The sequence below is a fragment of the Pseudoxanthomonas sp. Root65 genome (assembly GCF_001427635.1).
Lineage (GTDB): Bacteria > Pseudomonadota > Gammaproteobacteria > Xanthomonadales > Xanthomonadaceae > Pseudoxanthomonas_A.
Map to the genome: position 1 here is coordinate 718,115 of NZ_LMHA01000001.1, position 18,188 is coordinate 736,302.

14 protein-coding genes and 1 riboswitch are annotated in these 18,188 nt (G+C 68.6%); of the genes, 5 read left to right on the forward strand and 9 right to left on the reverse strand.

What is annotated here, in order from left to right; all coding sequences use genetic code 11:
• Positions 1-6: 6 nt before the first annotated feature.
• The 9 genes from ASD77_RS03250 to ilvD form a co-directional block, all read right to left on the reverse strand.
• Complete coding sequence (locus ASD77_RS03250; protein ID WP_055937240.1) at positions 7-915, reverse strand: helix-turn-helix domain-containing protein; 909 nt, start codon at positions 913-915, stop codon at positions 7-9.
• A 148-nt stretch (positions 916-1,063) separates the two neighbouring features.
• Entirely contained in the window at positions 1,064-3,364 is a 2,301-nt protein-coding gene (locus ASD77_RS03255; RefSeq protein WP_235578461.1) for a winged helix-turn-helix domain-containing protein, read from the reverse strand.
• Positions 3,365-3,625: 261 nt separating this feature from the next.
• Positions 3,626-4,318: an ion channel gene (locus tag ASD77_RS03260; protein WP_235578462.1), complete on the reverse strand. Its 693-nt coding sequence runs from the start codon at positions 4,316-4,318 to the stop codon at positions 3,626-3,628.
• Positions 4,319-4,328: 10 nt separating this feature from the next.
• Positions 4,329-4,496, reverse strand: coding sequence for a hypothetical protein (locus ASD77_RS18360; protein WP_200947390.1), 168 nt, complete (start codon positions 4,494-4,496; stop codon positions 4,329-4,331).
• Complete coding sequence (locus ASD77_RS03265; protein WP_055937243.1) at positions 4,493-5,092, reverse strand: DUF4136 domain-containing protein; 600 nt, start codon at positions 5,090-5,092, stop codon at positions 4,493-4,495. Before ASD77_RS03265 ends, ASD77_RS18360 begins: the two co-directional genes overlap by 4 nt.
• A 94-nt stretch (positions 5,093-5,186) precedes the next feature.
• Positions 5,187-7,073 (reverse strand): phosphomethylpyrimidine synthase ThiC, encoded by a 1,887-nt coding sequence (gene thiC, locus ASD77_RS03270; protein WP_055940977.1) that lies wholly within the window; start codon positions 7,071-7,073, stop codon positions 5,187-5,189.
• A 148-nt stretch (positions 7,074-7,221) separates the two neighbouring features.
• Positions 7,222-7,322: riboswitch (TPP riboswitch) on the reverse strand.
• A gap of 31 nt (positions 7,323-7,353) precedes the next feature.
• Entirely contained in the window at positions 7,354-9,192 is a 1,839-nt protein-coding gene (locus ASD77_RS03275; protein WP_055937245.1) for a methyl-accepting chemotaxis protein, read from the reverse strand.
• A gap of 74 nt (positions 9,193-9,266) precedes the next feature.
• Complete coding sequence (locus ASD77_RS03280; RefSeq protein ID WP_235578463.1) at positions 9,267-10,130, reverse strand: PhnD/SsuA/transferrin family substrate-binding protein; 864 nt, start codon at positions 10,128-10,130, stop codon at positions 9,267-9,269.
• Positions 10,120-11,961, reverse strand: coding sequence for a dihydroxy-acid dehydratase (ilvD, locus tag ASD77_RS03285; RefSeq protein WP_055937251.1), 1,842 nt, complete (start codon positions 11,959-11,961; stop codon positions 10,120-10,122). Before ilvD ends, ASD77_RS03280 begins: the two co-directional genes overlap by 11 nt.
• A 368-nt stretch (positions 11,962-12,329) precedes the next feature.
• On the opposite strand from ilvD, the gene ilvC reads away from it, so the two are divergent.
• The 5 genes from ilvC to ASD77_RS03310 all read left to right on the forward strand — a co-directional run bounded on the left by ilvC (position 12,330) and on the right by ASD77_RS03310 (position 18,097).
• Positions 12,330-13,337, forward strand: coding sequence for a ketol-acid reductoisomerase (gene ilvC / locus ASD77_RS03290; RefSeq protein ID WP_055937254.1), 1,008 nt, complete (start codon positions 12,330-12,332; stop codon positions 13,335-13,337).
• Complete coding sequence (ilvG, locus tag ASD77_RS03295; protein WP_055937257.1) at positions 13,334-15,082, forward strand: acetolactate synthase 2 catalytic subunit; 1,749 nt, start codon at positions 13,334-13,336, stop codon at positions 15,080-15,082. Before ilvC ends, ilvG begins: the two co-directional genes overlap by 4 nt.
• Positions 15,066-15,338, forward strand: a complete 273-nt coding sequence (locus tag ASD77_RS03300) for an ACT domain-containing protein (protein ID WP_055937260.1) — start codon at positions 15,066-15,068, stop codon at positions 15,336-15,338. Before ilvG ends, ASD77_RS03300 begins: the two co-directional genes overlap by 17 nt.
• Positions 15,339-15,410: 72 nt before the next feature.
• A complete protein-coding gene (locus tag ASD77_RS03305; RefSeq protein ID WP_055937263.1) occupies positions 15,411-16,547 on the forward strand; it encodes a threonine dehydratase in 1,137 nt (378 codons plus the stop codon).
• Complete coding sequence (locus ASD77_RS03310) at positions 16,544-18,097, forward strand: 2-isopropylmalate synthase (RefSeq protein ID WP_055937266.1); 1,554 nt, start codon at positions 16,544-16,546, stop codon at positions 18,095-18,097. The genes ASD77_RS03305 and ASD77_RS03310 overlap by 4 nt, the downstream gene beginning before the upstream one ends.
• Positions 18,098-18,188 lie beyond the last annotated feature (91 nt).

The following is an 18,188-nucleotide window of genomic DNA, read 5'->3' on the forward strand; positions in this document are numbered from 1 at the left end:
GCAAACTTACGTTCCAGTCTTCAACACCGCTTTGCGGCCGACGCCCGATGACTTTGCCGAGTCTGTCCTCGACGCCAACGAGGCGGTGCGATAGCGGCTGGCCGACGTGCCAAAGCGCGCCCGGAACGCGCGCGCGAAACTGCAGCAGTTGTCGAAGCCCGACGCCGCCGCCACCTCGCCCACCATCATCGACGTGCTGCGCAGCAGGTCCGCCGCGTGTTCAAGCCGCAGGCGCGCCGCGGCCGCCTGCGGGCTTTCGTCGTACAGGCTGTAGAACGTGCGCGAGAAGTACCAGCTCGAGAAGCTGGTCAGTTCCGCCAGCTCGCTGATGCGGACCACGCGGTCGCAATTGCCTTCCAGATAAAGGCGTGCGCGTTGCAGACGGCCGAACACCTGGCGCTTGCGCGAGCGCGAGCGGCCCGGGCAACGCTGGATGTAGCGGTCGAGTTCCTGCTGGACGGCGGCGACATGCAGCAGCAGCGGACGCAATGCGAACGTATCCCCGGCATCGTTGCCGCGCTCCGACGCCGCCCGCCACAAGCGGAGCAGGGTGAGCGCATCGCGCCGGCTCATGCGGCCACGGCCCGAATACAGTGGCCCATCGGCGAACCGCGCCATCGCCTTCACGCCGTCGCTGCTCAGCACGATGCCCAGGCACAGCCCGTGGCGATCGCTCTGGACCAGCGGCTTGGAATCGCGATCCAGTGCGATCCACTGTCCGCGCCGCAGGCGGAACCGCCCTTCCTTCGCCTCGACCCAGGAGGCGCCGCGCAACTGCACCCATATCGTGAACAGGTCACCGCCCGCCTGCGCGCCCCCCAGCCGCGACACCGCGACACAGCCGCTCGGTGCCGCCCCATCCACCGCCTCCAGCCGGACCAGCTGTCCGCGGTCGGCCCACCATGTTTGCTCCATCGGTCGTTCCACTTTGCATGACGTGTGGACGTGATGTGCCGTGTCGGGGCGGGGACAGGCAGGAAGTTTGTCGGAAATGTCGACGAAATCTTGCCGAACGCGGTTCCGATAAAGTTACGAAGGAAACTTCTTCTTGCACACCAAGGAGTTAGCGAAAGCCGCCACCCGTGCGCGGCGGCGCAGGATCCAGCGACAGGAAGCCGATGTCGGAGCCATCCACGACCGCCATCGAGACATAGGTCACACGTTCACGGGCATGTGCGCTGAATCCGTTGACGGTGGCCAGGTGGGTGGGCTCCAGGCATCGCGGCGGCGCGTGGGCGCGCCCGACGCCGATGTGGCGCAGGCTGACGTAGCACCCGGGCAGTTGTTCGAGGTATTCGATCTGGCCATCCTCGGTCACCGTCCAGGTCCGGTAGCGCTGACTGGCGGGGCGGCTGCCATCGACCTGGCGGATGCTGGCGGCGGTCAGGCCCAGGTCCGACTGCCACAGGCCGTCGCGGGCGAGCCGGGTGAACAACACCCGGCCCTGTGCCAGGTCCGCGCGCGCGAACGACACGCCTTCGATGCTGGCCAAGCGCCGCCACGGGCTGCTCCGGCGGTCGAACAGCACGAGCTGCTGGCCGTCGCCGTTCCCCGCGACCACCAGCACGTGGTCGGGGTCCGGCATGTAGGTGGCGAACAGCAGGTCCCCGGCGGGCACCGGCACCGGCAGCGGACGCAACTGGCCGCTGACGGGTTCGAGTTCGTGCAGGCCATAGTGCCCCCTGGCATCGGTGCCGATCACCAGCAGCCGGCCGCTGTCCGGCGACCAGGCCGGCAGGTGGCGGGACTCGGGGCGGATGCCTTCGATGAGCCGCAACGACGCAGGCCGCTCCATGTCGGCCCACCAGAGCGCGAATTCGCCGGAGCGGTCGGACGTGAACGCGATCTGCCGACCATCCGGCGCCACCGACGGCAGCGAGTCGCGGCCCGAGGACGGGAACAGGCGCTGGAGGGGCCGTTCGCCGCCGCCAGCGGCCGCCTCACCGATGCGGTACAGCCCGAACTGCGGCTTGCGCTGCACGAAGGCCAACTGGTCGGCCTGCGCGGCGACGGCCGGCGCCTGGGCATCCTCGATGCCGAGGTCGCTGATCGTCCGCGCCGCCAGGTCGAGCCGGTACAGGCGCGTATGGCTGTCCACCCGACGGCCGAAGACGATGGCCTTGCCGTCGGAGGTCCAGTCCCATCCGCGCAGCTCCGCGCGCTGGTGGGTCAGGCGCTCGGCCCGTCCTCCGCCGGCGGGAATCCGCCACAGGTCGCCCAATGGCGTGTTGCGGATGAAGGCGATCCATTGCCCGTCCGGCGAGAAGCGCGGCGCGGTGTCCACGTCCTGCGCGCTGGCACCGTAATCGAGTGCGCGCCAGCGGCCGGTCGCCAGGTCGAGCAGGCGCAGCCCCGGTTCGCCATCGCCACTCAAGGGGCTGCTGAACACCAGGCCGTTGCCGTCGGGCGTCCAGTCGAACGAGGGCCGGTTGTGCGGATCGCATTGGCCCAGCACGCGCGGTTCGCCCCCGCTGGCCTGGACCGCCATGATGCGGCAGTCCTCACCGGGAGAGCGGCGGAGGAAGGCGATCTCGCGGCCACTGGGCGACCATTCGGGGTTGGTGTCCCAGGCGCCTTCCGGCGGGAACGTCAGCGTGCGCGGCTGGGCGGGTTCCGTGGTCTGCACCAGGATCGCGGTGCCCGCGAGTTCTTCGGTCATGCTGGACAGGTAGGCGACCTGCGAGCCGTCCGGCGACAACGTGGGCGACATCTCGAATCCTGGCGCCGAGGTGATCAGCCGGTACGGCCTGGCCGCCGGCAGCAACGCGGTCACTTCGTCCTGCGCGCCGAGCGGAGGGCGACGGGCTCCCGACCACCAGAGCGCGGCCGCCATGCACGCGATCGCCAGCACACCCAGTCCCAGCCCCCATCGCCAGCGCCGGAACAACAACGCGTGGCGCGCGTCGGCGCCCACTGCCGTCGCGGGTGCCGACTGCACCTGGACGGGTGCCGGCGCGGCGTCACTGCCGACATCCGTCTGCTCGGCTACCGGATCTTCCTCGGCCTCGCGCGGCAGCCATTCCACGTCCACCAGCAGGCGATAGCCGCTCTTGGCGATGGTCTCGATGTAACGCGGGCCCTCCGCGCGCTCACCGAAGGCCTTGCGCAGTTGCGTGACGGCCTGGGTCACCACATCGTTGGTCGGCAACGTATCGGGCCACACGGCCGCCAGCAGCGCCTCCCGGGTGACCACGCGCGACGGATGCTCCGCCAGCACGCGCAGCACGCCCATCGACTTCGGCGTGATGCGGGCAGGTCGGCGCGCGCCTGGTGCGTGGATTTCACGCAGCGGCACATCAACCAGGCATTCCCCCACCTTCAGGCGATCGCCTGGCGGTGGAGTGGCGGAGTCGGGGGATCTCATCGGGAGCGAATGCTGCGCTGTCGTCCAGGGTCCGTCATGTGCCTTAATGCCTGCCGCGCGTCGGGCCAAGCGATCCGGCAGATTCGGCAAAGTGCCAAGGCAGTACGGGGAAAGCGCACCGTCGCGGTGCATTTTACAGTGACCCTCGTGCTCGCCCTGAACGGGAGCATCACAGGCAAACTCTCTCTCTCGCCGACGTCCTACTACACGAGCTCCAGCATTCGCGCCGCAAGGCGCGAATTTTTTATCTCGCGAAGAAGCTCACTCCGCCTTGCGCGCGGGCGATTTCAGGATGGTCAGGCCGATCAGCCGCGACACCACCACGGCGATGTACATCACACCGGCGAACTGCTCCAGCATCACCAGTGCGCGGGCCTGCGGCAGGATCGGCACGACGTCGCTCAGGCCCACGCCCGACAGCAGGCTGAAGCTGAGGAACAGCAGCTCCATCCAGCTGCGCGGCGATTGCGGATCCACCGCGGCGGTGAAGCTGCCCGGATACCACTGCTGGCACACCGAGAAGGCAAACGCGAAGGCCCACGCCAGCAGCGTGAAGGTCGCGCCGGCCGCGAACAGCTCGTCGCTGCTGACCGAATGGTCCTGCAGCATGTAGGCGATCAGGCTGCCGGCAGTATAGAAGTACAGTCCGCTCTCCAGCAGGTGGGCATAGATCCACAGTGCCTGCACGTCGAAGACCGCCGCGAACACCGACAGCAGGACGGACGGAATCGCCAGCGACCACGCGATCCAGTTCACGGCTGCGCTGCGGTTGACCACCCACAGGGCCAGCGCCAGCACCAGGATGCCGAAGGCGCCGAACAGTGCGCGGCCGGCCGGCGTATCTTCCATGACCGGGTACAGCAGGATGCCGGCCAGCTGCACGATCAGCAGGAAGGCGCAGGGGTGCCGCCGCGCGGTCACCAGCCAGCGCAGCCAACGCAGAGGTGTCGTCACGCGGCGTTACTCATTTGAAGTGGTACACCAGGGCGTAATAGACCACGTAGATCCACGACAACAGGCCATGGATCACCGCCCACAGCAGCGACTTGTTGGCGCTCCACGAAATGGTGATGGCCAGCGCCGTGCCGAAGCCGATGCCGGCCTTGGCAATGCCCGGACCGCTGCCCTTCACGGCGTCGCCGCCGGCGTGCCGCTGCCGGCACGGTACGGATAGCGCAGGAAGATCTCCGCCACCGCCGCATCGATCTTCGCGCCGCGTTCTTCCGGCTTGGTACGACCCACGCGGCCGACCGCCACGCCGGTCCAGACCAGGCGGTTCTGCTTCGCGTCCACCAGGTCCACGTTCAAGGTGCCTTCGGTGTACGTGTACACGTCGGTGCGGTCGCGCCAGTACGGCACCGACACATAGCGGCGCGCGCGGTAGCTGTAGTAGTAGTCGTAATCGACCTCCGGCGTGTTCACCACGTCGGTCTTTTCCTGCATGTAGGCGTTGAGGTTCACCCACAGGTCGGGCGAGGTCTCGTCGTAGACGTAACCGCGCGCTTCCATCTGCCTGCGCGCGGCGTCCTTGGTCCGGCCGCTGGTGAGCGTGGCATACCCCTGCCCTTCGATCGCCAGCGGCGAATAGAAGGCGAAGCTGCGGTACTGGCCGAAGTTGGCGGACGGGTCCACGTCACTGGTGACGCGCGGACCCGTGGCGCAGGCGGCGAGTAGAAGGACACCGGCGGCCATCAGCCAGCGGCCGGCATTGCGGGCGAATCGGGCCATGATCGTTCTCCAGTCGGGGACGCCGCCATCATGGCGCACGTCCCGTGAACACTACGCGTGCCGGCCCGGGCCGGATGCGTCTCGTCCGGCCGGATCAGCCCTGACGATACACCTGTGCGCCCTGCGCCAGGAATTCCGCCGACTTCTCCGCCATGCCGGCCTCCAGCGCCGCCTGCTCCTCCACCCCATGCTCCGCCGCGTAGTCGCGTACGTCCTGGGTGATCTTCATCGAACAGAAATGCGGGCCGCACATCGAGCAGAAGTGCGCCAGCTTGTGCGCGTCCTTCGGCAGCGTTTCGTCATGGAATTCCTTCGCCTTTTCCGGATCCAGGCCGAGGTGGAACTGATCTTCCCAGCGGAACTCGAAACGCGCCTTGCTCAGCGCGTTGTCGCGCACCTGCGCGCCGGGATGGCCCTTGGCCAGGTCGGCCGCATGCGCGGCGATCTTGTAGGCCATGATGCCGTCGCGCACGTCCTGGCGGTTGGGCAGGCCCAGATGCTCCTTCGGCGTCACGTAGCAGAGCATCGCGGTGCCGAACCAGCCGATCATCGCCGCTCCGATGGCGCTGGTGATGTGGTCGTAGCCGGGCGCGATGTCGGTGGTCAGCGGGCCGAGCGTGTAGAACGGCGCTTCGCCGCACTCGCGCAGCTGTTTGTCCATGTTCTCCTTGATCAGCTGCATCGGCACGTGGCCGGGGCCTTCGATCATGCACTGCACGTCGTGCTCCCAGGCGATCTTGGTCAGCTCGCCCAGCGCTTCCAGCTCGCCGAACTGCGCGGCGTCGTTGGCATCGGCGATGCAGCCCGGACGCAGGCCGTCGCCCAGCGAGAAGGCCACGTCGTAGGCCTTCATGATCTCGCAGATGTCCTCGAAGTGCGTGTAGAGGAAGTTCTCCTTGTGGTGCGCCAGGCACCACTTGGCCATGATCGAACCGCCACGCGAGACGATGCCGGTCACGCGCTTGGCCGTCAGCGGCACGTGGCGCAGCAGCACGCCGGCGTGGATGGTGAAGTAATCCACGCCCTGCTCGGCCTGTTCGATCAGCGTGTCGCGGAAGATCTCCCAGGTCAGCGCCTCGGCGCGGCCGTCGACCTTCTCCAGTGCCTGGTAGATCGGGACGGTACCGATGGGAACAGGCGAATTGCGGATGATCCACTCGCGGGTCTCGTGGATGTGCTTGCCGGTGGACAGGTCCATCACCGTATCGCCGCCCCAGCGGATCGACCACACCAGCTTCTCCACTTCCTCGGCGATGCCGGAGGACACCGCGCTGTTGCCGATGTTGGCGTTGATCTTGGTCAGGAAGTTGCGGCCGATGATCATCGGCTCGCTTTCCGGGTGGTTGATGTTGTTCGGCAGGATGGCGCGGCCGCGAGCGATCTCGTCGCGCACGAATTCCGGCGTGATGAATTTCTGGATGCTGGCGCCGAACGCCTCGCCGGGATGCTGCTTCAGCAGCATCGCATCGCGCACCGCGTCCAGCCGCTGGTTTTCGCGGATGGCCACGTATTCCATCTCCGGCGTGACGATGCCGCGCCGGGCGTAGTGCATCTGGCTGACGTTGGCGCCGGCCTTGGCGCGGCGCGGCAGGATGCGGCCCGGGAAGCGCACGCTGTCGAGCTTGGCGTTGGTCTCGCGTGAGCGGCCGAACTCCGAGCTGAGCGCCGGCAACTGTTCCGTGTCGCCGCGCTCCTCGATCCACTTCGCACGCAACGCCGGCAGGCCGGCGGCCAGGTCGATGGTCGCGGCCGGATCGGTATACGGGCCAGAGGTGTCGTAGACGGTGACCGGCGGATTGTCTTCGCCGCCGAAGATGGTGGGCGTCTGGGTCAGCGCGATCTCGCGCATCGGCACCTGCAGGTCGGCGCGCGAGCCCTGCACGAAGATCTTGCGCGAGCCGGGGATCGGACGGGTCACGGATTCGGAAAGTTGCCCGGTCTGCTGCAGCAGGTCGGTGGCGGGCTTGGGAATGGCATTCATCGGCATCGTCCTTTTGAATCCCCGCACCTGGATGTGCGGGCTCTTGCGAGGGATTCGCATAATGCGACGCGAGGGAATCGCATCACGGACGAAGCGGCGGCGCGGCAGCGGACGGATGGCGGGGCCACGAGGGGCGACACGGCAACACGGCGCAGCCTGCGAAGCTTCCCTACGCCGGTCTCAACCGGATCAGGTTCGAAGGGTCTGTCTCAATCACCGGCCCGGCCGGCGATACCCCCGCTTCGGGGCGAATTAGAGCACAAACGCCGGGCAGGCGAGTTCATTCCAGCGTGTAGCCCACGCGGAAGCCGCCCCAGTGCCGCCCATCGACGAACACGGGGACCGAGAGGTCGAACATGATCTGCCCGGTGTCCCGCCGGTACACCTGCAGGCGGTAGGGGTCGGTGTGTGCGCCGACGCTGCGGCCGACCCGGTCGGCGAAGATACGCTTGGTGCGGTTGCCCACCAGGTCCACCGCGCGATCGCCGGTGAGCGGCTGGGTGAAGCGCAGGTTGTGCGTCGGCACGTAGCCGTCCGGGTTGGCGCAGATGGCGAAGACGATCCAGGGGTGCCGGGCCGCGACCGGCTCCTGCAGCGGCGGCAGCAGTTCGTCGCAGAGTGCGTCGAAGGCGGTGGTGAACTTGGCCGGCTCCACCCCGGGCACCGGCGTGTAGTCGCGCGAGAACAGGCCGTCCGCCTCGATGCGCCCGTCATGCAGCGCCTGCGCCAGCGCCTGGCCGATGCGGACCGCGGCGGCCTGCGCCAGATCGCGGACGCGGGCATGGCGGCGATGGCCGAGCGGATCGGCCGGCAACCGGAACAGGCCCACGCAATCGCGCAGGGTGTCGGTGCCCTGTGCTAGCGCAGTGCCGCGCGCCGCGACATGGCCTGCGTGCTCCAGGTTGCTGCGGCTCAGCGCCGCCACGCGTTCGACGGCGGCATCGATGGCGGTGATCTCGTCGTCCTGCGCCGACACGCGCTCGACCACCGATTCCATCGCCCGGCTCGCACGCGCCAGCAGGTCGCCGATACCACCCAGCACCTGTCCGGTCGCTTCGGCCGATGCCGCGGTTTCGCCGAGCGCTCGCCCGCTTTCGTCGAGGATCACACGGACATCGCGCGCCGCGGCGGCAGCCTGTTCGGCCAACCGGCGGATCTCGGTGGCGACCACGGCGAAGCCGCGTCCCGCCGGGCCGGCGCGGGCGGCTTCGATGCTGGCGTTGATCGACAGGATGTTGGTCTGGAACGCCACCGCGTCGATGACTTCGATGACGTCGCCGGCACGGGCGGAGCGACGTTCGACTTCGCGCATCGCATCGCCCAGCTGGCGTGCGGCTTCCATGCCCTGGCGGGCGCTGGCGTCGGCACTGGCCGCCACGCCGATCACCGCCTGCAGTTCCTCACCCGCACCCTGCAATCCCTGCAGCAGTCGCCGGGTCGCGTCGAGCACGGTGTCCAGCGCGGCGACTTGCGCCTGCGACTGGTCCAGCAGTTCACCGTTGTCGCCGACCAGGTGCGGCACTTCCGCCGCCACCTGCACCGACAACGCCACGGCCTGGCGGATGGCCTCGGCCAGGTTGCCGAAGCCGGCGGCGATCTGCCGCGACAACGGGTGCGCGGCTTGCGCATCGGGCAGCGCGAGATCCAGGTCGCAGCCCCCCAGCAGGCCGCCGATGCGTTCCAGCAGCGCACGCTCGGTGGCGGCCTCCGCCAGCCGTCGCGCAAGCTCGCGCAGCGGTGGCGTGATCGCGGCAGGCGTCTCGCCTTGCGCGAGTCGGGCGGCGTCGCGCAACAGGGCGGCGGTTTCCGGATGCGGGAGCGACAGCAGCCAACCCTCGCCGTCGCGGTCGGCCTGGTAGCGGATGCGACGCGCGGGATCGCCGCCCGGTGCGCACCAGGTGCCTTCTTCATCGTCCAGCGCGGTGGCCGGCAGGCCCCACAGGCATTCGCAGGGCTGCCCCAGCACCGCATCGGGCGCCAGCGCCAGCAGGTCCCACGCGGCGCGGTTGGCCGCCACCACGCGCGCGGCGGCATCCAGCCGCACCAGTCCCACCGGCGCATCCGGCAGGACACTTTCCTTGGTCATAGCCCCGGCCTGCCTGTCTTCTGTCGCCGCCATTTTTCTCTCCCCCGTCTACCGGTAGCGGCCGACGGAGAGAGGAATTGAGCGCGCTTTTCGGGCCTGCCCGGTACTCAGTCCAGTCGAAGGGCCACGTCGGACACGCGGACCATGTCAGCCGGAACGAAGCGCGTGGCATCGCCGAATTCGGGCCAGCCGGCGCGCAGCGCGGCCATCACGTCCGGCGCCTCGGCATGCGCCTCCAGCAGCCACGCGACGATGGCCTGGCACGGCACGCCGGTCGCCGCACGGCACAGCAGCGGTCCGGGTGGAATGGGATCGGAGCGCCACAGCACGTTGATGTTGTCCGGACGGGCCGCGTCATGGACATCGCCGGCCAGCGCGGCGACATCGGCACGTCCCTCGACGACGGCCTGCAACGCCGCCGCGTGCGAACCCGCGTACGTGACCGATGCGAAGGCCGTGGCCGGATCCAGTCCCGCGTCACGCAGGTATTGCACCGGCACGAAGCCGCCGGACGCCGAATCGCGACCGACCAATACGAGGTGCAGCTGGCCCGCTTTCGCCTTCAACTCGGCGGGCGACACGATCTGCCGCGCCACCAGCACCGCGCGGTAGCGATCCGCCTGCAACGCCGGCACCTGCGGCACCGGCAGCGTGGTCACCTGTGCGACGTCGCGACGCGCCTGCAGGTAGCCGTGCAGATTGGGCACCGCGACATCGGCCTGGCCGTCGCGCATCGCCTGCACCAGCGCGCTCGGTGACGGAAACACCTTGACCTGCACAGGATGGCGGCCGCGCCGGGCCAGGTAGTCGGCCAGCGGCTGGATCGCCGCTGCGCGATCGCGCTGCGGATAGGCGTAGGTGGCGACGACCCACGGCGTACGCGCTTCCTCCTTTGCGGAAAGGGGCAGCGCCGCGAGTGTCAGCAGCAGGGCCAGAACGAAGCGCGCGATCATCCGCGTATCAGACGGCATCCAGCAGGGCCTTGTCACGCACCGCGCCCTTGTCGGCGCTGGTGGCGAGCAGGGCATATGCCTTCAAGGCGGTGCTGACCTTGCGCGGGCGTGACTGTGCGGGCTTCCAGCCGGTCGCGTCCTGTGCGGCGCACCGTGCGGCCAGTTCCTCGTCGGACACGCGCAGCTCGATCGACCGCTGCGGAATGTCGATGCGGATGCGATCGCCATCGCGCACCAGACCGATGGCACCGCCCGCCGCCGCTTCCGGCGACGCATGCCCGATCGACAAACCGGAGGTACCGCCGGAGAAGCGACCGTCGGTCAGCAACGCGCACTGCTTGCCGAGGCCTTTCGATTTCAGGTAGCTGGTCGGATACAGCATTTCCTGCATGCCCGGCCCGCCCTTGGGGCCTTCGTAGCGGATCACCACCACATCGCCGGCCTTCACCTCGTCACCGAGGATGCCGGCCACCGCCGCGTCCTGACTTTCAAACACACGCGCCGAACCTTCGAAGACGTGGATCGATTCATCCACGCCGGCCGTCTTCACCACGCAGCCGTCGACCGCGAGGTTGCCGTAGAGCACGGCCAGGCCGCCTTCGTGCGAGAACGCGTGCTCGACACTGCGGATGCAGCCTTCGGCCCGGTCGGTGTCCAGCGACGGCCAGCGCGTGGCCTGGCTGAAGGCGACCTGGGTGGGAATGCCGGCCGGTCCCGCCTTGTAGAACGTCGCGACGGCATCGTCGTCGTTCTGGGTGACGTCCCATTTCGCGATGGCGTCGCCCAGCGTCTTCGCATGCACGGTGGCGGCGCCGGTGTGCAGCAGTCCGCCGCGGGCCAGTTCGCCGAGGATCGCCATGATCCCGCCGGCGCGATGCACGTCCTCGATGTGGTACTTCTGCGTGTTCGGCGCCACCTTGCACAGCTGCGGCACGCGCCGCGACAGCCGGTCGATGTCGCGCATGTCGAACGGCACGTCGCCCTCCTGCGCCGCGGCGAGCAGGTGCAGGATGGTGTTGGTGGAGCCGCCCATCGCGATGTCCAGCGTCATCGCGTTCTCGAATGCCTCGAACGTGGCGATGCCGCGCGGCAGCGCACTCGCGTCTTCGCCGCCGTACCAGCGATGGCACAGCTCCACCGCCGCCACGCCGGCGCGCCTGAACAGCTGTTCGCGGTCGGCATGCGTCGCGACGACGGTGCCGTTGCCCGGTAGCGCCAGGCCCAGGGCTTCCGTCAGGCAGTTCATCGAGTTGGCGGTGAACATGCCGCTGCACGAGCCGCAGGTCGGGCAGGCGCTGCGCTCCACGGCCGCGACCTCTTCGTCGGATACGTTCGGGTCGGCCGCCATCACCATGGCATCGACGAGGTCGAGCTTGTGGCCGGCCAGCCGCGTCTTGCCGGCCTCCATCGGGCCACCGGACACGAACACGGTCGGGATGTTCAACCGCATGGCGGCCATCAACATGCCCGGCGTGATCTTGTCGCAGTTGGAGATGCACACCAGCGCGTCGGCGCAGTGCGCGTTGACCATGTACTCCACCGAGTCGGCGATGATTTCGCGCGAGGGCAGCGAATACAGCATGCCGTCGTGCCCCATCGCGATACCGTCGTCCACCGCGATGGTGTCGAATTCCTTGGCCACGCCGCCGACGCGCTCGATCTCGCGCGCGACCAGCTGGCCGAGGTCCTTGAGGTGCACGTGGCCCGGCACGAACTGGGTGAACGAGTTGGCGATGGCGACGATGGGCTTGTGGAAGTCCTCGTCCTTCATGCCGGTGGCGCGCCACAGCGCGCGGGCGCCGGCCATGTTGCGACCGTGGGTGGAAGTCTTGGAGCGGTACTCGGGCATGAAAACCAGCGATGCGGCGACGACGTGGGAAGCCTCGATTCTGCTGGCTTTCCACGGTTTCAGTTGCAACCATATCGAGTGAAATCATCCGATCGTCGAAAAGCCCGCCGAATCGCTTGACACGCTTCCGAGCGGCATGTTTCTCTTGCCGCATGTTGCAGCGCCACACGCCCACGACGACCGACCTCACCGCACCGACTGCGGCGCCCGTCCTCGTACTCGTCATTATTACCTCGCCCACAACTGCGGGACGGACCGGCGTGTAAGCAGCAAGCAACGCCAGATTCGCAAAACCCCGCACTGAGAAGTGCGGGGTTTTTTGTTTAAGCGCCTTTCCCTTTTCCTCAACCCTCCAGGAATCACGCTCCATGACCACCGCCAACGCTCTCCCGCAACCCAAGATCGCCGTCGTCGGCTACGGCAGCCAGGGCCGCGCGCATGCGCTGAACCTGCGCGATTCTGGCTTCGACGTCACCGTCGGCCTGCGCCCGGGCGGCCCGACCGAGGCGAAAGCGGAAGCCGATGGCTTCGTGGTCAAGGCACCGGCCGACGCGGTGAAGGACGCCGACCTGGTCGCGGTGCTGACGCCGGACATGGTGCAGAAGAAGCTCTACGCCGACGTGCTGGCGCCGAACATGAAGCAGGGCGCGGTACTGTTGTTCGCGCACGGCCTGAACGTCCACTTCGGCATGATCGAACCGCGCGCCGACCTGGACGTGGTGCTGGTGGCGCCCAAGGGTCCGGGTGCGCTGGTGCGCCGCGAGTACGAGATCGGCCGCGGTGTGCCGTGCATCTACGCCGTGCACCAGGACAAGAGCGGGAAGGCCGAGCAGTTCGCGCTGGCCTACGCCGGCGGCCTGGGCGGCGCGCGCGCCAACATCATCAGGACCACCTTCAAGGAAGAGACGGAGACCGACCTGTTCGGCGAGCAGGCCGTGCTGTGCGGCGGTGCGTCGTCGCTGGTGCAGGCCGGCTTCGAGACGCTGGTGGAAGCCGGCTACCAGCCGGAGATCGCCTACTACGAGGTGCTGCACGAACTGAAGCTGATCGTCGATCTGTTCTACGAAGGCGGCATCACCCGCATGCTGGAGTTCATCTCCGAAACCGCGCAGTACGGCGATTTCGTCAGCGGCCCGCGCGTCATCGATGCCTCGGTGAAGGCGCGCATGAAGGACGTGCTGACCGACATCCAGAACGGCACCTTCACCCGCAACTGGCAGGCCGAGTACGACGCCGGCCTGCCGAACTACAAGAAGTTCCAGCAGGCCGACAAGGACCACCCGATCGAGAAGGTCGGCAGGGAGCTGCGCGCGAAGATGGTGTGGCTGCAGGCCAACGCCGCGCAACCCGATACAGACGAGCAGGCCGCCGCATGAACGCTGCTGCGGCCACTGCTCCGCGCAATGGCGCCCGCTGGCTGGCCCACGCCCTGGAAACCGAGGGCGTAGACACGCTGTTCGGCTATCCCGGCGGCACCATCATGCCGTTCTATGACGCGCTGGTGGATTCGCGGCTGAAGCACATCCTCGTACGCCACGAACAGGGTGCGGCGCTGGCCGCCAACGGCTATGCCCGCGCCAGCGGCAAGGTCGGCGTCTGCGTGGCCACCTCCGGTCCTGGCGCGTCGAACCTGGTGACCGGCATCGCCGACGCGATGCTGGACTCGGTGCCGATGGTTTGCCTGACCGGCCAGGTCGCCACCACGCTGATGGGCACCGACGCATTCCAGGAACTGGACGTGTTCGGCCTGACCCTGCCGATCGTCAAGCACAGCTTCATCGTGCGGCGCGTGGACGACCTGCCGGCGGTCGTGGCCGATGCCTTCCGCATCGCGCGCGAGGGACGTCCCGGCCCGGTATTGATCGATCTGCCGAAGGACGTGCAGATGGCCGATGCCTCGCATCTGCCCGACCACGTGCCGGCCAGCGTCGACCCGCTGCCGGCGCCGGACGATGCGAAGTTGGCCGACGCGCTGGCGGCCATCGCCGGCGCCGAGAAACCGTTGATCTACGGCGGCGGCGGCATCGGCATCGCCGATGCGGTCGAGGCCTTCCGCCAGTTCGTCGACGCCACGAAGATCCCCACCGTGCTGACGCTGCGCGGCCTGGGCGCGCTGCCGGCCAGCCATCCGCACTACCTGGGCATGCTGGGCATGCACGGCACGCGGGCGGCCAACATGGCCACCCAGGAATGCGATCTGCTGATCGTGGTCGGCGCGCGCTTCGACGACCGCGCCACCGGCAAGCTCGCCGAGTTCGCGCCGTTCGCCCGCGTGCTGCACATCGACGCCGACGCCTACGAGATCGGCAAGCTGCGCACCGCCGACATCGCGGTGCCCGGCGACGTCGCCACCAGCCTGAAGGCGCTGACGGCCGCACGCAGCACCTGCGACGCCTGGCGCACGCGTTGCCTGGGCCACCGCGAGCGTTTCGGCTTCCGTTACGACGCGCCCGGCACCGACATCTACGCGCCCGGCCTGCTGAAGCGGCTGAGCGAAGTGGCGCCGGCCGATGCGATCGTCGCCTGCGACGTGGGCCAGCACCAGATGTGGGTGGCGCAGCACTGCAAGTTCACCCATCCGCGCAACCACCTGACCAGCGGCGCACTGGGCACCATGGGCTTCGGCCTGCCGGCGGCGATGGGCGCGCAGTTCGCCTGTCCCGACCGCACCGTCATCCTGGTCAATGGCGACGGCGGCTTCATGATGAACGTGCAGGAGCTGGCGACCATCGCCCGCTGCAAGCTGCCGGTGAAGATCGTGCTGATCGACAACAGTGCGCTGGGGATGGTGCGGCAGTGGCAGGAACTGTTCTTCGCCGAGCGCTACAGCGAGATCGACCTGTCCGACAATCCCGACTTCGCCGCGCTGGCGCGCGTGTTCGGCATCCCCGCGTACCACATCAGCCAGCGCGATGAAGTCGAAGGGGCGCTGGCCGACCTGCTGGCCACGCCAGGTCCGGCGTTGCTGCACGTCACCATCGACATCAAGGCGAACGTCTGGCCGCTGGTACCGCCCAACCACGCCAACAGCTCGATGCTGGATGCCAATCCGGCCAAGCAATCCGCCGAGCCTGCCGTCACGGCCGACGGCCCGGAGAAGAAGAATGCGTTACCGGCTTGAACTCAAGCTCAAACCTGCCGAGGGCGCACTGGTGCGCGTGCTGGGCATGATCGAGCGCCGTGGTTTTCCGCCCCATGCCGTCCATGCCACCCACGACAGCGAAGGCTATTGGGCGCTGGCGCTGGTGATCGACAGTACCCGCGCGCCGGAAACCCTGCGCCAGCAACTGCTCAAGATCTACGACGTCGAGGAACTGTCCTTCAGTGCCGTGCAGGAGCTGAGCCGGGACCGTCGCCCGCAGGACCGCGCCGCATGAACGCCACCTCCGCCAACGCGGACGTCGTGCTCCGGAGGCATCTTCTTCCACATCAGCCGCAGCCGTGCCGCGATGCCTGATGCCGGCCGCGCCAGCGCAAGCAGCGACCCCGACGTAGGCGACGTCGTCGTCACCGTGGGCGACGTGCTGGCCGCGCAGGCGCGGCTCCGCCGCTACCTGCCGCCGACCCCGATGCACCACGCCGAACGTTTCGGCGTGATGCTGAAGCTGGAGAACCTGCAGCGCACCGGCTCGTACAAGGTCCGTGGCGCGCTGAATGCACTGCTGGCCGCGCGCGAACGTGGCGACCAGCGCCCGGTGATCGCCGCGTCCGCCGGCAACCACGCGCAGGGCCTGGCCTGGGCCGCGTATCGCCTGGGCGTGCAGGCGATCACGGTGATGCCGCATGGCGCGCCGGCGACCAAGATCGCCGGCGTCGCGCATTGGGGTGCCACCGTGCGCCAGCACGGCAACAGCTACGACGAAGCCTTCGCCTTCGCCAAAGAACTGGCCGAGCAGAATGGCTACCGCTTCCTGTCCGCGTTCGACGATCCGGACGTGATCGCCGGCCAGGGCACGGTCGGCATCGAAATCGCACCGCACACGCCCGACGTGGTGATCGTGCCGATCGGCGGCGGCGGCCTGGCCTCCGGCGTCGCGCTGGCGCTGAAGTCGCAGGGCGTGCGCGTGGTCGGTGCACAGGTGGAAGGCGTGGATGCGATGATCCGCGCGATGAAGGGCGATGTCTCGCCGCTCGACCCCGTCGCCTCGCTGGCCGACGGCGTGCGCGTCAAGGTGCCCGGCTTCATCACCCGCCGCCTGTGCACGCAGTTGCTGGACGACGTGGTGATCGTGCGCGAGGCCGAGCTGCGCGAGACGCTGGTGCGGCTGGCGCTGGAAGAGAACCTGATCGCCGAGGGCGCCGGTGCGCTGGCGCTGGCCGCCGGTCGTCGCGTCGCCGGCAAGCGCAAGTGCGCCGTGGTGTCCGGCGGTAACATCGACGCCGCCGTGCTGGCGCAGTTGCTGTCCGACGTCCGCCCGCGCCCGCCACGCAAGCCGCGACGCCGCGCCGTGGAGGGCGAGCCTTCGCTTGCGGGCGGCCGCGACGCCACGCGCGCGGCCGCTTCCACCACCCCCATCAAGACGGGCGCACGCCGCATCGCGGCCCCCGCCCTGGCAACAGAAGTACACGAGGAATCCATCTGGTGAATACGCCAACCCCTTCCGCCCCGGCGCAGATCCGAATTTTCGACACCACCCTGCGCGACGGCGAGCAGTCCCCCGGCTGCAGCATGACGCCGCAGCAGAAGCTGGTGATGGCCCGCGGCCTGGCCGAGCTGGGCGTGGACATCATCGAGACCGGCTTTCCCGCCAGCTCGCAGTCCGATCGCGAGGCACACGCGCTTATCTCGCGCGAGCTGCGCGAGACCACGCTGGCGGTGCTGTCGCGCTGCCTGCCGGGCGACATCGACACCTCGCTGCGCACGTTGTCGGCCTCCGCCCGGCCGCGCCTGCACCTGTTCCTGTCGACCAGCCCGCTGCACCGCGAGCACAAGCTGCGCATGAGCCGCGAGCAGGTGCTGCAATCCATCGACACGCACGTGCGGCTGGCACGCGGGCATGTGGACGAGATCGAGTTTTCGGCCGAGGATGCGACCCGCACCGAAGAAGATTTCCTGCACCAGGCCATCGCCGCCGCCATCGCCGCCGGCGCCACCACCATCAACCTGCCGGATACCGTGGGCTTCACCACGCCGGAGGAGATCCGCGGCATGTTCGAGCGCGCCATCGCCACCGTACCGGGGGCCGACAACGTGGTCTTCAGCGCGCACTGCCACAACGACCTCGGCCTGGCCGTGGCCAACTCGCTGGCCGCCATCGAGGGTGGCGCGCGGCAGGTGGAAGGCTCGATCAACGGCATCGGCGAGCGCGCCGGCAACTGCGCCATCGAGGAACTGGTGATGGCGCTGAAGGTGCGCAATGCCTTCTACAACCTGGACACGCGCATCGACACGCAGCGCATCGTGCCAACCTCGCAGCTGCTGTCGCGGCTGGTCGGCATGCCGGTGCAGCGCAACAAGGCGATCGTCGGCGCCAATGCGTTCGCGCACGAATCCGGCATCCACCAGCACGGCATGCTGCGCCACCGCGGCACCTACGAGATCATGCAGCCGCAGGACGTGGGCTGGCCGTCGTCGCAGATGGTGCTGGGCCGCCATAGCGGTCGCGCCGCCGTCGAACAGCGCCTGCGCGCGCTCGGCTATTGGCTGGAAGAGGACGAGCTGAAGCTGGTGTTCGAGCAGTTCAAGGCGCTGTGCGAGAAGCAGCGCGTGGTCGGCGATGCCGACCTGCAGGCGCTGATGCAGGACGCCGCGGTCAGCGACGGCTACCGGCTGTCATCGATGACCATCAGCGATGTGGGCAGCCGCGCCAACGCGCTGGTCGAACTGTCCGACCCGGACGGCAACCGCATCTCGGAAACCGCGCAGGGCAATGGCCCGGTCGATGCGCTGTTCAGCGCGCTGGCTGCCGCCACCGGCGTGCAGCTGCAACTGGAGAGCTATCAGGTGCACAGCGTCGGCATCGGCGCCGATGCACGCGGCGAAGCCAGCCTGTCGGTGCGCTGCGACGGCGAAGACCACGAAGGCACCGGCACCAGCAAGGACATCATCGAGGCCAGCGCGCTGGCCTGGCTGGACGTGGCGAACCGGCTGCTGCGGCAGCGGCGCGTCGAGCAGCAGGAAGTCGCCGCCGCTTGAACGGCAGGAGTGAGCGGAGAGCAGCAAGGAGCGAGTAAAAGCACTGCCCTCGCTCACTCCTCACTCCTCTCCACTCACTTCTCTTTTCCAA